The organism is Bradyrhizobium sp. 199 (assembly GCF_023073355.1).
Lineage (GTDB): Bacteria > Pseudomonadota > Alphaproteobacteria > Rhizobiales > Xanthobacteraceae > Bradyrhizobium.
The window spans coordinates 245089-258292 of the sequence record NZ_JADPJI010000005.1 but is presented as its reverse complement, the minus strand read 5'-3'; the positions used below and the strand labels follow the sequence as shown (position 1 = coordinate 258292).

Below are 13204 nucleotides of genomic sequence, written 5' to 3'. Positions count from 1 at the left end.
CCACCTCGGGCGATGCGGCTTTTGATCCCAAACGGGGACAAGAGTGGCGCGGCTCCGGTCGAGACCATCTGTTGCATGGCCTCACCGGCACCGCCGTACTAGGATCGCCGGGCAGGAACGGACGAAGAGCGCCGCTAAAGTGCGCCATCACCGGGAGGGTTTGGTTTGGTGGCTACCAGTCTTGAAGTGCGCGGCGTGTCCTTGCGATTCGGCGGCGTCCGCGCGCTGACCGACGTCAGCTTCGCCATCAATGAGGGCGAGCTGTTCTCGATTATCGGCCCCAACGGCGCCGGCAAGACCTCGATCGTGAACTGTATTTCCGGTCGCTACAAGCCGACCGAAGGCCAGCTGTTCTACCAAGGCCGCGACATCACCGGTTTGACTCCGAATGCTCGCGCCTCGCTCGGCATCGGCCGCACCTTCCAGAACCTGGCGCTGTTCCACCACATGAGCGTGCTCGACAACATCATGGTCGGCCGCCATCACCTCCTGAAGAACAATTTCCTCACGGGGTCGCTGTACTGGCTCACCGGCGCGCGCAAGGAGGAGCTCGAGCACCGCCGCAAGGTCGAGGAGATCATCGACTTCCTCGACCTCCAGTCGATGCGAAAAGCCACCGCCGGCACCCTCTCCTACGGCCTGCGCAAGCGCGTGGAGCTCGCCCGCGCCATGGCGCTGGAGCCCCGCATCATCCTCCTCGACGAGCCGATGGCCGGCATGAACTTCGAGGAGAAAGAGGACATGGCCCGCTACATCGTCGACCTCAACGAGGAGTTCGGGATGACGGTGGTGATGATCGAGCACGACATGGGCGTGGTGATGGACATCTCCCATCGCGTCATGGTGCTGGATTTCGGCAAGAAGATCGCCGAGGGCGATCCGGCGGCCGTGCTCGCCGATCCCCACGTCAGGCGCGCCTATCTCGGCGAGGAGGACGAGGTGCTGGTCGATCCCGACGATGCGCCGCCAGCGCAGGAGAGCGCGGCATGATGGATTACGCAGGCCGCGTCGCGCAGGCCGATACCTATCCGAAGATGCTCCGGCTCAATGCGAAGGAGCATGGCAACGAGATCGCGTTGCGCGAGAAGGATCTCGGGCTCTGGCGGCTGTTCACCTGGAGCGACTATCACACCCGCGTGCGCGACTTTGCGCTCGGTCTTCTCGAAATGGGCCTTGGCCGCGGCGACGTCATCGGCATCATCGGCGACAACCGGCCGGACTGGGTGGCGGCGGAAGTGGCGACGCACGCCATCGGCGGCCTCAGCCTCGGACTCTATCGCGACGTGCTCGACGAGGAGGCCTCCTATCTCCTCAACTATGGCGAGGCGCAGCTCGTCTTCGCCGAGGACGAGGAACAGGTCGACAAGCTGCTCACCCTTGCCGAGCGCGCGCCGAAACTGAAGCACATCATCTATTCCGATCCGCGCGGGATGCGGAAGTACGTCGACCCGCGGCTGATGTCGGCGGAGACGTTTGCCGAGCTCGGCCGGGCACGTGCCGCGCGGGAGCCGGAGCTTTACGACAAGCTGGTCGATGCCACCAAGGGCGAGGACGTCGCGATCCTCTGCACGACGTCGGGCACCACCTCCCATCCCAAGCTCGCGATGCTGGCCGCCGGCCGCGTGCTCGGCCACTGCGCCACCTATCTCGCCTTCGACCCCAAAGGCCCGGACGACGAATACGTCTCCGTGCTGCCGCTGCCGTGGATCATGGAGCAGGTCTACGTGCTCGGCAAAGGCCTGTTGTGCCGGATGAAGATCAACTTCGTCGAAGAGCCGGATACGATGATGAACGATCTGCGCGAGATCGCGCCGACGTTCGTGCTGTTCGCGCCCCGCGTCTGGGAGTCCATCGCCGCCGACGTCCGCGCCAAGGTGATGGATGCGACGCCCTTCAAGCAGCGCCTGTTCGACATGGGCATGAAGTCGGGTCTTGCCGCCCTTGAACGCGGCAAGCGCTCTGGCCTTGCCGACGCGATCCTGTTCCGCGCGCTGCGCGACCGCCTCGGTTTCACCCGGCTGCGCTCCGCCGCGACCGGCGGCGCGGCGCTCGGCCCCGAGACCTTCAAGTTCTTCCAGGCCATGGGCGTGCCGCTGCGCACGCTGTACGGCCAGACCGAGCTGCTGGGAGCTTATACCTTGCATCCCGAGGGCAAGGTCGACCCTGACACCACCGGCGTGCCGATGTCTGACAAGGTCGAGATCCGCATCGACAATGCCGACGTCCATGGCGTCGGCGAGATCGTGGTGCGGCACCCGAACATGTTCCTCGGCTATTACAAGAATCCCGAAGCCAGCGTCGCCGACATCAGGGACGGCTGGATGTTGTCGGGCGATGCCGGCTATTTCAACGCCAACCAGCAGCTTGTCGTCATCGATCGCATCAAGGATCTCGCCGAGACCTCGCGCGGCGAACGCTTCTCGCCGCAGTTCATCGAGAACAAGCTGAAATTCTCGCCCTATATCGCCGAAGCCGTGGTGCTCGGCGCAGGCCGCGACGCGCTCGCGGCGATGATCTGCATCCGCTACTCAATCATCTCCAAGTGGGCGGAGAAGAACCGCCTTTCCTTCACGACCTATAGCGATCTCGCCTCGCGGCCCGAAGTCTATGCGCTGCTTCACAATGAGGTCGAGACCGTCAACGCGACGCTGCCGCCGGCGCAGCGCATCTCGCGCTTCCTTTTGCTCTACAAGGAGCTCGATGCCGACGACGGCGAGCTCACCCGCACAAGAAAGGTGCGCCGCAGCGTCATTAACGAGAAATACGCCGGCATCATCGACGCCATCTATCGCGGCGATGCCGACATCCCCGTCGACACCGTGATCCGCTTTCAGGACGGTACCACGCAGCGCGTCCGCACGACGCTGCGCGTGGTGGATCTCGGCGGGCACGGACACATGGCGGAGGCGGCGGAGTGATTTCTTTTTACAGGGCGCTGTCAGCCGATGCGCCCTCTCCCCTTGCGGGAGAGGGCATCTCCGCCATCACCTACACCCTCACTCGGGTGAGGGGTCCTCTCGCCGCACCGCCCCTGCCGAGAGAACCCGTCACCCGTCTTCGCTTCGCGAAGCCACCCTCTCCCACAAGGGGAGAGGGGAAGAGCGCGCCGGACTTCTCAGCGAGCATCACTGCATGAACACCGCCTTCCTCATCCAGCTCCTGGTCAACGGCCTCGTGGTCGGCACGCTCTATGGCGTGGTCGCGATGTCGTTCGTGCTGATCTACAAGGCGACGCAGGTCGTCAATTTTGCGCAAGGCGAGCTGCTGCTGGTCGGCGCCTGGGTGTGCTGGGCCCTGCTGGCGAAATACGAGGTGCCGTTCTGGATCGGCATGCCGTTGACACTGGTGTTCATGTTCGTGTTCGGCATTGCGGTCCAGGTCCTGATCCTGCGGCCGATGATCGGCGAGCCCATCATCTCGGTCATCATGGTGACGATCGGGCTCTCCACCGTGCTGCAGGCGACGCTGAAATGGATGTTCGGCGTCAATCCGCAGCCGTTCCCGCGCGTGTTCGAGAGTCAGTCGGTCAGCCTGTTCGGTCTCCAGATCCAGACCGTCTATGTCATGAGCCTTGTGGTGTCGGTCGCGATGATGATCGGCATGGCCTGGTTCTTCCGCGCCTCGAAATATGGCCTTGCGATGCGCGCCACCGCCTTCAACCAGCAGGTCGCACAATCGCTCGGCATTTCCGTCAAGAGCGTGTTCGCGATGGCCTGGGCGATCTCGGCGACGGTATCGGCCGTCGCAGGTGTCGTCGTCGCGGTCGTGAACGGCGTGTCGTCGGGCCTTGCCGGCTACGGCATCAAGGTGTTTCCGGCGGCAATCCTCGGCGGACTGGACTCCGTCGGCGGCGCCGTGCTTGGTGGCATCATCATCGGCTTGCTCGAGAACGTCGCGCAATATGTCGACAGCGAGTATCTGCACTGGGGCAATCTCTACGAGATCGCGCCGTTCTACGTCCTAATCATCGTGCTGATGATCAAGCCCTACGGCCTATTCGGCACCCATGACATCGAGCGGATCTGACCCATGCCCGGCCCTGCCCTCATTCCTGCTGGTGATTTCCGCACCTCGTACGCGGCGGACACCACGATCTTCCCGACCACGACCAGCCGCAACTTCGCGATCGCGGGCATGCTCGCCCTGTGCTTCGTGCCGCAGTTCTTTGGCGGATACTGGCTCAGCATCCTGATTCAGATCGGTATATTTTCGATCGCGGCACTCGGCCTGAATATCCTCGTCGGCTTCACCGGCCAGATATCGATCGGACACGCCGCCTTCTTCCTGCTCGGCGCCTTCACCTCGGCCTACATCTCCAACAACGCGCCGATCCCCGTATTCTTCGCAATCCCGCTCGCGGGCGTCGTCACCGCGCTGGTGGGCCTGATCTTCGGCATTCCGGCGGCCCGGCTGAAGGGGCTCTATCTCGTCATTGCGACGCTCGCGGCGCAATACATCCTGCTCGACTTCTTCTCCCGCGCCGAGTGGTTCACCGGCGGCTCCGTACCGGCCAGCGCAAACCCGTTCTCGATCTTCGGCTACACGCTCCGCGGCGACAAACAATATTTCTACGTCGTGCTGGCCTATGTGCTGGCCAGCTACGTCCTCGTCACCAATCTGATGCGAACCCGCGACGGCCGTGCACTGGTGGCGATCCGGGACCATTATCTCTCCGCCGAGATCATGGGCATCAACCTGACGAAGTACCGGACGCTGTCGTTCGGGCTCGCCGCCTTTTTTGCCGGCATCGCAGGCGCGCTCTATGCGCATTACCAGCTCGTGGTGTCGCAGGAGGGCTTCGGCATCGAGCGCTCGATCCTGTTCCTCGCCATGATCATCATCGGCGGCACCGGCTCGATCATGGGCACCCTGATGGGCACCGCCTTCGTGGTGTTGCTGCCGGAGGCGATGGAGTTCATCAGCCACTATTTGAAAGGCGGCGCGATCGACAAGGCGCTGTCGCTTAACACCAACATCACCTTCCTGCGCGAGATCGCGATCGGGGTGATCATCATCGCGTTCCTGATGTTCGAGCCCGACGGGCTCGCGCATCGCTGGCGGCAGATCAAGGCGTACTGGAAACTCTACCCGTTCTCGCATTGAGCGCGGCAACTTCACTTGAACAATAAAACCGGAGGAACCGACCCATGACGATGAAGTCCCTTTTGAGCACCGCATCGCTCGCCATCGCGATCGCCGCATTTTCGGCCGGCGCACAGGCGCAGATCGCAATCGGGCACCTCGCTGATTATTCCGGCGGCACCTCCGACGTCGGCACGCCCTTCGGCCAGGCCGTCGCCGACACCTTCGCCTGGGTCAACAAGAACGGCGGCGTCGGCGGCAAGCAGCTCAACGTCGACACCAACGACTATGGCTATCAGGTGCCGCGTGCGATCGCGCTCTACAAGAAGTGGTCGGCGCCGGAGAGCAAGGTCGCAGCGATCATGGGCTGGGGCACCGCCGACACCGAGGCGCTGACCGGCTTCCTCGCCCAGGACAAAATTCCCGACATGTCCGGCTCCTATGCTGCCGCCCTCACCGATCCCGAAGGCGTCAGCGGCAAGGCCAAGCCTGCGCCCTACAATTTCTTCTATGGCCCGAGCTATTCGGACTCGCTGCGCGCGATGCTGATCTGGGCCGCCGAAGACTGGAAGGCCAAGGGCAGGTCCGGCAAGGCGAAATTCGTGCACATGGGCGCAAACCACCCCTACCCGAACGCGCCCAAGGCTGCCGGTGAAGCGATGGCGCAGGAGCTCGGCTTCGAGGTGCTGCCGCCACTGGTGTTCGCGCTCGCGCCGGGCGACTATAGCGCGCAGTGCCTGAGCCTGAAATCCTCGGGCGCCAACTACGCCTATCTCGGCAACACCGCCGCCTCCAACATCTCGGTGATGAAGGCCTGCAAGACCGCCGGCGTCGAGATCCAGTTCATGGGCAATGTCTGGGGCATGGACGAGAACGCCGCCAAGACCGCAGGCGACGCCGCCAACGGCGTGATCTTCCCCTTGCGCACCGCGGTGAGCTGGGGCGGCGATGCGCCGGGCATGAAGACGGTAATGGAGATCTCGAAGATGTCCGATCCCAGCGGCAAGGTCTATCGTCCCGTGCACTACATCGCGGCCGTCTGCTCGGCGCTGTACATGAAGGAGGCGATCGACTGGGCCGCCAAGAACGGCGGCCCCACCGGTGACAACGTCGCCAAGGGCTTTTACCAGAAGAAGGATTGGGTGCCGGCCGGAATGGATGGCGTCTGCAATCCCTCGACCTGGACCGACAAGGACCATCGCGGCACGCTGAAGGTTGATCTCTATCGCACCAAGATCTCGGGCGCGACCGACGGCGACCTCAACGATCTCATGGCCAAGGGCACGATCAAGCTCGAGAAGGTCAAGACCGTCGAGCTGCCGCGCAAGCCAGAATTGCTGGGCTGGTGAGATCAACCTCGAGCGTCATGGCCGGGCTTGTCCCGGCCATGACGCCCGACCTCGCGGCATGAAGTACGTCGGTGCCCGGAACGAGCCCGGGCATGACGAGCGCAGTAACTTGGCGGCAACAAAATGACCGACACCCTCGAAACCTCCCGCGCTAAGCCGACCGTTGTGGTCCCCGCGCCGCCCCTCCTCGCCGTGCGCAACATCGAGGTCGTATATGATGACGTCATCCTGGTGCTGCGCGGCCTCAGCCTCGACGTGCCCAAGGGCGCGATCGTGGCGCTGCTCGGCGCCAACGGCGCCGGCAAGTCGACGACGCTGAAGGCGATCTCGGGGCTGCTCAAGACCGAGGACGGCGAGGTCACGCGCGGCGAAATCGTGTTCGAGAACGAGCGGATCAACGGCATTGACCCCGACAAGATCGTTCGCCGCGGCATCTTCCAGGTGATGGAAGGGCGGCGCATCGTGGCCGACATGACATCCCTGGAGAACCTCAAGCTGGGCGCCTTCACCCGCAGGGACCGCGAGGTCGGCGCGGACCTCGACATGGTCTTCAATTATTTCCCGCGCCTGAAGGAGCGCACCGGCCTTGCCGGCTATCTCTCCGGCGGCGAGCAGCAGATGCTCGCGATCGGCCGCGCGCTGATGGCACGCCCGAAGATGATCCTGATGGACGAGCCGTCGATGGGCCTGTCGCCGCTGCTGGTGAAAGAGGTGTTTTCGATCATCCAGAAGATCAACCGCGACCTCGGCGTGACCATTCTCCTGGTCGAGCAGAACGCGCGCGCCGCGCTGTCGGTGGCGAGCCATGGCTACATCATGGAGCAGGGTAAGGTCGTGCTCGACGGCACCGCCGATGAGCTGCGCGACAACGAGGACGTCAAGGAATTCTACCTCGGCGGCGCGGGCGACCAGCGCAAGAGCTTCAAGAACCTCAAGAGCTTCAAGCGGCGCAAGCGCTGGCTTTGACGTAGCGTTTTCAAGCGAAGCGGGACCGGTTCGCGTGAAGAAAACGCGCCAAAAAGAGAGACGCTTAAGCCAGAACCTGCTCAGCTTCCGTGACGGCGCAGAGAACATGATAGAACGACGACGCAGGAATGGTGTCGACCAGCGACTTGCCGTCGCGATCGAACTGGTCGTACCAGCCGCCCCTCACGGGATGGCTGAGATAATGCCGTTCGAGCCGCACCAGCGCCGCGCGCGCCTCGTCCGCTGCGCCCGCCTCGCCGGATTCGGCCTGCGCGATCCACGCCTTCGCGATCTCCGTCTGCGGCCACAGCCGGCGCGTGCTGCGGCGGATATTGCCGATGTCGTCCCCCTCGTCGATCAGGCAGCCCGTGGCCTCGTCACGATAGCGCAGCGCGGTGGCCAGGAGTTCAGCGCGGCGCTGCCCGGTCGGGCAGCCTGTGATGCGTTCGAACCCCTTCAGCAGCCAGACCCATTCCGCCTGGTGCCCCGGCTCGACGCTGACCCGCTCGATCTTCGACCAGTCCTCCTCGAAATACTCCGTCAGGATGCGCTTCTGCCTGTCGTAGAGATTCGCCAGGAACAGCGCGAAGAACTCGCCGGCTCGGTTCTGGAACGACAAATCGTGGGTCGCGTCGAAGCACGCGATCATCGCCTCGAACAGATGCATGTGCGGGTTCTGCCGGCGCGGCAGCGAGACCGGAAGGCCTTCGTGCACGCCCCCATGCGGCGAGCGGAGTTGGTCGTCGAGAAAGGCGAGCAGCGCATCGATCTCGGCACGAACCTGCGCATCCTGGTCGAGCGCATAGACGGTCGCGAGCGTGAACAGGATGAAGGCGTGGTCATAGGCATCGCGCCGGCCGTCGAGCACCACGCCCTCCGGCGTCAGCCGGTGCACATAACCCGGCCGGCCGTCAGGCGCTTTGGCTTTGGCCAGCAGATGCTCCAGCCCCTTCAGCGCAATGGCGCGCCCCTCAGGGTACCAGCCCATCTGCGCCGCCTTGGCGTAGCACCAGATCTGGCGGGCCTGCACGAACACCCGCCGCGGCGCGGCCGAATCCGCAGTACCATCGCGGTGCAGCCGGTCGATGAAGCCGCCCTCGGCATGATCCCAGCCTACCGTCGACCACAGCGGCAGCGCCTCGTCGACCATGCGGCGCTTCAGGCGCGCGACGACGTCCGCAGCCTCATTCGCCGCAATGCTTCCCTTGTCCGCCATCGGGTCCCCTTTAGGCCTGACCAATGGCGGTCTGATACCCATGCCGGTGGCGACGCGCAACGGATGCCAACACGGAAAGAACAGCCATGACCGCCCATTACGACGCCCGCGAGACGCGTGAGCCAGCAGCGCGCGAGGCCGACCTGTTCTCCCGTCTGCCGGAGGTGCTGCGGGCTGCGATAGCCGCCCCGGCCTATGCCGAGCGGCTAAGGGGTCTCGATCCCACGGACGTGACCTCTAGAGCGGCACTGGCGAGCCTGCCGGTGTTGCGGAAGTCGGACCTGCCCGCCCTGCACAAGGCCTCTGCGCCCTTCGGAGGCTTCGTGGCCGCGGCCCCCGGCTCGTTCGCCCGCCTCTTCACCTCGCCCGGCCCGATCTTCGAGCCGGAGGGACGGCAGGCCGATCCCTGGCGCGGCGCAAGGGCGCTGTTCGCGGCCGGGTTCCGCCCCGATGACGTCGTCCTCAACACCTTCAGCTATCATCTCACCCCTGGCGGCTTCATCTTCGATGCGTCGGCGCGTGCGCTTGGCTGCGCCGTGATCCCGGCAGGGCCCGGCAATACCGAGCAGCAGTTCGAGCTGATCGAGGCCTACCGGCCGATTGGCTACAGCGGCACGCCGGACTTCCTGAAGATATTGCTCGATGCCGCGGCGAACTCGGGCCGCGACGTCTCCTCGATCAAGCGCGCGCTGGTGTCGGGTGCCGCGTTCCCGCCTTCGCTGCAGGCCGAGATCAAGGCGCGCGGCGTCGACGCGTACCAGGCCTTCGGCACCGCCGATCTCGGCCTCATCGCGTTCGAGACCGAGGCTCGTGAAGGCATGGTCGTCAACGAGGACCTGATCCTGGAGATCGTCAAGCCCGGCACCGGCGATCCCGTGGCCCCCGGCGACGTTGGGGAGATCGTGGTGACCTCGCTCGACCCGCATCATCCCTGGATCCGGCTCGCTCTCGGCGACCTCACCGCAGCGCTGCCGGGCGCGAGTGCTTGCGGTCGCACCAACATGCGCATCAAGGGCTGGATGGGCCGCGCCGACCAGACCACCAAGGTCAAGGGCATGTTCGTCCGTCCCGAGCAGATCGCCGAGATCGGCAAGCGACATTCCGAGCTCGGAAGACTGCGCCTCGTCGTCACACGACAGGGCGAGGCCGACGCGATGACGCTGAAAGCGGAAACGGCGACCGTGAACGACGCCCTGCGCGAAGATGTTGCAGCCAGCTTGCGCGCCGTGACGAAACTCGGTGGCAGCGTCGATCTGGTCGGTCCCGGCGTGCTGCCGAACGACGGCAAGGTGATCGCGGACGAGCGGTAGTGCTGATCTCGTCCTTGATAACAGCGATTATTTCGACAAAACTGCGAAAAACCCCCGGAATATCCGGGACTTACGCGCCTCTGGCGGGCGGCGGGTGGAAAATAACAGCGAATTCCGAACCGCTATCAGGGAATTCACAAGCAAAGAACAGGGAATCGGCTGAGCCGAAGCAGGGAAAAGCCGATCAACGGCAATGGAAATGGAATGGCGGGAGAGTTCTCGGGCTTGCGCGTCGAGCGATCCCTCCTCACGTGAATGCAGCGCATTTTGTCACGCCCTTGTGATGGAATTCGAGAACGCGATGGGAGGCCTCTACATTCGCCAATTGGACTCGCCCGCTACCCCCATAGCCCTCCGAATCCGCAATATCGGATTTTGACCGTTTACCACCCCGGTGCGCCGCGCTGCGCTGAAGCTCCATCTTGAGCTAGCGTTTCTCCGGACCAGCGAACCGAAGGAGAAACGAACATGGGTGTCCCGTTTGATCAGCAGCGGCTTCAAGACGATTCGCCATGGCACGTCCGGCACGACCTTCCCACCAAGAAGGGCCGCGGTCGCCCGCCCAACCATCCAGCGCTGGAGGACTTTACCCTTGAGCAGATCGACAGGATCTATCCGTGGCTTTGCCGGCGGCTCAAGGCAGATCAAGCGGCCCCATTACGCACCGCAGATCATATCGCGACCAGCGAGCGCGCTTACGGCCTGTTGGCATCTTGGGCACATAAGCGCCTCAAGAATATCGATTGGAAGAGCCTCCGGAATAAGCACACTCATTGGAAGAATGGGCGCCTACATCCCGACGACCGCTGCAGGGATTCGGAGGACTTCGAAGCGGAGATCGAGCGCCAGTTCCCGCGTCCTCCCGTTCGTGCACCGTAACCGCTAATTTCCGTGAGCGAATTCGGCCGCCTCATCTGCAAAAACCTCCCGGGGCATTCCGCCTCAAGCGAACTCAATTCGGGAGAGAACCTTTGCAGATCGAGCAGCTGTCAATTGACACTTTAAAGTCCTACGCCGGCAATGCCCGCACCCATTCGGCGAAGCAGGTCAAGCAGATCGTACAGAGCATCGAACGGTTCGGGTTTAACAACCCCATTCTGGTCGATGATGAAGGCCAGGTGATTGCAGGTCATGGACGTCTTGCGGCGGCAAGCCTGCTGAACCTTCAGACCGTCCCCTGCGTGCGCCTTTCCCACCTGAGCGAGACCGACAAGCGGGCCTACATTCTTGCGGACAATCGCCTTGCAGAAAAGGCGGGTTGGGATAATGAGATCCTTGCCATCGAATTGAAGCAGCTCGCTGACGTCGGATTCGACCTCGATTTGACGGGCTTCGAAGCTGCCGAGGTCGACTGCATTATCGAGAACTTCGACGAGACCAGCGATCAGCCAGAGAACCGGATCCCGGAGCGCGGTGATGCTCTACCCATCAGCCGCGTCGGGGACATGTGGCGGCTGGGAAAGCACGCCCTTTTCTGTGGGGATGCGACCGATCGCGCGGTCTACGACACCCTCATGGATCGGGAGCGGGCCGAGTTCGTTTTCACCGACCCACCTTACAATGTTCGCATTTGCGGAAATGTCTCGGGCCTCGGCGCTATCAAGCATCGTGAATTTGCCATGGCGTCGGGCGAGATGAGCGAGGAGGAATTCACCACATTCCTCTCCAAGACCTTCCGGTTGCTTTGCTACTACTCGAAGGACGGCTCGATCCACCAGATCTGCATGGACTGGCGACATATGCGGGAAATGTTGAATGCGGGCGATAAGCATTACGCGGAGCTCAAGAATCTCTGCGTCTGGAACAAGTCCAACGCCGGGATGGGATCGTTCTACCGCTCCAAGCATGAGTTCGTGTTCGTCTGGAAGAATGGCTCTGGCGCGCACACCAATACCTTCGAGCTCGGTCAGCACGGGCGTTATCGAACCAACGTCTGGGATTATGAGGGGGCAACCAGCATGAAGGCGGGGCGCCTCGAGGAGCTGAAGCTTCACCCGACGGTCAAGCCCGTAGCCATGGTGGCCGATGCCATCAAGGACTGCTCAAAGCGCGGCCAGATAGTCCTTGATCCCTTCTGCGGCAGCGGAACGATTCTGATTGCAGCGGAAAAGACCGGTCGCGTTGCCCGGGCAATCGAGCTTGACCCGGCCTACGTCGATGTCGCGGTGCGGCGTTGGGAGCAGTACACCGGAAAGAAGGCTCTGCTTTATCCCATGCAGGAGACTTTTGAGGAGCTTGCGGAGATTCGGGCGGCTTGACCCACTCGCCTCACAGCGCCCTGCGATTCAAGATGAGATGGCCGCTCGCGGCACCAACCTCGCTCCGCTGATAGCGCAGCTATTATCGTGAGCGCCTATTCGGTTTCGAGCTGCTAGTTCGTCCTAAACTCGCCAACCCATCTCGGAATAGCAAATGGACGATGAAATCGACTCCCATAGGCCTCAAACGCTTGACGAGCTTCAGGCGCCCTATGAGGTCGGCTATAAACAACCACCGAAGCATTCGAGATTTCCAAAGGGCCGATCAGGCAATCCAAAGGGGCGACCGAAGCGGCCTGAGGGGATCTTGATCCGCGATATATTCGATAGCTCTCAGATGTTGAAGGATGGACGCAAGATCTCGACACGAGAGGCATATCTGCGACAAATTTTGAGGGGAGCGATTGAAGGCAAGGCAACCGCGTTCCGGATTTTTCTGAAGTTGATGCAGGCCGCCGGACTTTTTCGCAACGAGACCTCAAAGCATCCGCACATCATTTACTACGACGATCACACTCCGTCGGACTTTCCAGAGAGCTACGCGGCGTGGAAGCGAGAGAACGCTTTAAAAAGGGCAACCCAGGCTGGCAAAACGGAAGCGGTTCACGAGCCTGCGGGAGAACCGGGGTCTGGCGGCGCTAAGCCCAAGATCAGGAACAACGCATCGAAGCCCCGCCGCAAGACCTCCATTGCGGAGGACGACAATATGATCGCGCTATTCAAGCGGCTTGTGGCCGAACGTAGGACAATCAACCAGAATGGCAGTAGCCGCAGCGTGACTTTGGCTGAACTCATTATCTTGAAGAACTGCAACGCGGCCTTGCAAAACGATGCAGCAGCATTCAGCAACATTCTTCGCTTGGCCGAGCAAGGTGGCGAATTTCTCGATCGCGAGGATCCTGCTAAGGTACCTAAGCCGCTGATCATGCCACGCAAGCGCTTCGAGACCACTGAAGAACTCCTAGCTTTTTATGGCGCCAGCATTGTTGAACTACCCAAAAAGCCCGCATTATGAACCGCAGA

11 protein-coding genes are annotated in these 13204 nt (G+C 62.7%); 10 read left to right on the top strand and 1 reads right to left on the bottom strand.

Translation table 11 applies throughout. The features are described 5' to 3' along the window. The first annotated feature begins 168 nt into the window (after positions 1 to 168). The 6 genes from IVB28_RS09560 to IVB28_RS09535 all read left to right on the top strand — a co-directional run bounded on the left by IVB28_RS09560 (position 169) and on the right by IVB28_RS09535 (position 7397). On the top strand, positions 169 to 990 hold the full coding sequence (locus IVB28_RS09560; protein ID WP_247525820.1) for an ABC transporter ATP-binding protein: 822 nt from the start codon (positions 169 to 171) through the stop codon (positions 988 to 990). After that, positions 987 to 2918 (top strand): long-chain fatty acid--CoA ligase, encoded by a 1932-nt coding sequence (locus IVB28_RS09555; RefSeq protein ID WP_247525819.1) that lies wholly within the window; start codon positions 987 to 989, stop codon positions 2916 to 2918. The genes IVB28_RS09560 and IVB28_RS09555 overlap by 4 nt, the downstream gene beginning before the upstream one ends. Positions 2919 to 3132: 214 nt before the next feature. Continuing rightward, a complete protein-coding gene (locus IVB28_RS09550; RefSeq protein WP_247525818.1) occupies positions 3133 to 4026 on the top strand; it encodes a branched-chain amino acid ABC transporter permease in 894 nt (297 codons plus the stop codon). 3 nt (positions 4027 to 4029) lie between these two features. Next, positions 4030 to 5103 carry a branched-chain amino acid ABC transporter permease gene (locus tag IVB28_RS09545; protein ID WP_247525817.1) on the top strand — a complete coding sequence of 358 codons (1074 nt, stop codon included), beginning with the start codon at positions 4030 to 4032 and terminating at the stop codon, positions 5101 to 5103. A 44-nt stretch (positions 5104 to 5147) separates the two neighbouring features. After that, positions 5148 to 6431 (top strand): ABC transporter substrate-binding protein, encoded by a 1284-nt coding sequence (locus IVB28_RS09540; protein WP_247525816.1) that lies wholly within the window; start codon positions 5148 to 5150, stop codon positions 6429 to 6431. 123 nt (positions 6432 to 6554) lie between these two features. Next, positions 6555 to 7397 (top strand): ABC transporter ATP-binding protein, encoded by an 843-nt coding sequence (locus IVB28_RS09535; protein ID WP_247525815.1) that lies wholly within the window; start codon positions 6555 to 6557, stop codon positions 7395 to 7397. 64 nt (positions 7398 to 7461) lie between these two features. Here the strand turns inward: IVB28_RS09535 and IVB28_RS09530 are convergent, their stop codons facing one another. After that, entirely contained in the window at positions 7462 to 8613 is a 1152-nt protein-coding gene (locus IVB28_RS09530) for an AGE family epimerase/isomerase (RefSeq protein ID WP_247525814.1), read from the bottom strand. Between the two features lie 86 nt (positions 8614 to 8699). Here IVB28_RS09530 and IVB28_RS09525 point away from each other — a divergent pair, with 86 nt between their 5' ends. The 4 genes from IVB28_RS09525 (at position 8700) to IVB28_RS09510 (ending at position 13196) form a co-directional block, all read left to right on the top strand. Next, a complete protein-coding gene (locus IVB28_RS09525) occupies positions 8700 to 9923 on the top strand; it encodes an AMP-binding protein (protein WP_247525813.1) in 1224 nt (407 codons plus the stop codon). Between the two features lie 468 nt (positions 9924 to 10391). Continuing rightward, positions 10392 to 10802 carry a hypothetical protein gene (locus IVB28_RS09520; RefSeq protein WP_247525812.1) on the top strand — a complete coding sequence of 137 codons (411 nt, stop codon included), beginning with the start codon at positions 10392 to 10394 and terminating at the stop codon, positions 10800 to 10802. A 92-nt stretch (positions 10803 to 10894) separates the two neighbouring features. Next, positions 10895 to 12181 carry a DNA methyltransferase gene (locus IVB28_RS09515; protein WP_247525811.1) on the top strand — a complete coding sequence of 429 codons (1287 nt, stop codon included), beginning with the start codon at positions 10895 to 10897 and terminating at the stop codon, positions 12179 to 12181. Positions 12182 to 12335: 154 nt separating this feature from the next. Beyond that, the gene (locus IVB28_RS09510; RefSeq protein WP_247525810.1) at positions 12336 to 13196 is read left to right on the top strand and encodes a DUF5681 domain-containing protein; all 861 of its coding nucleotides are present in this window, start codon (positions 12336 to 12338) and stop codon (positions 13194 to 13196) included. Positions 13197 to 13204 lie beyond the last annotated feature (8 nt).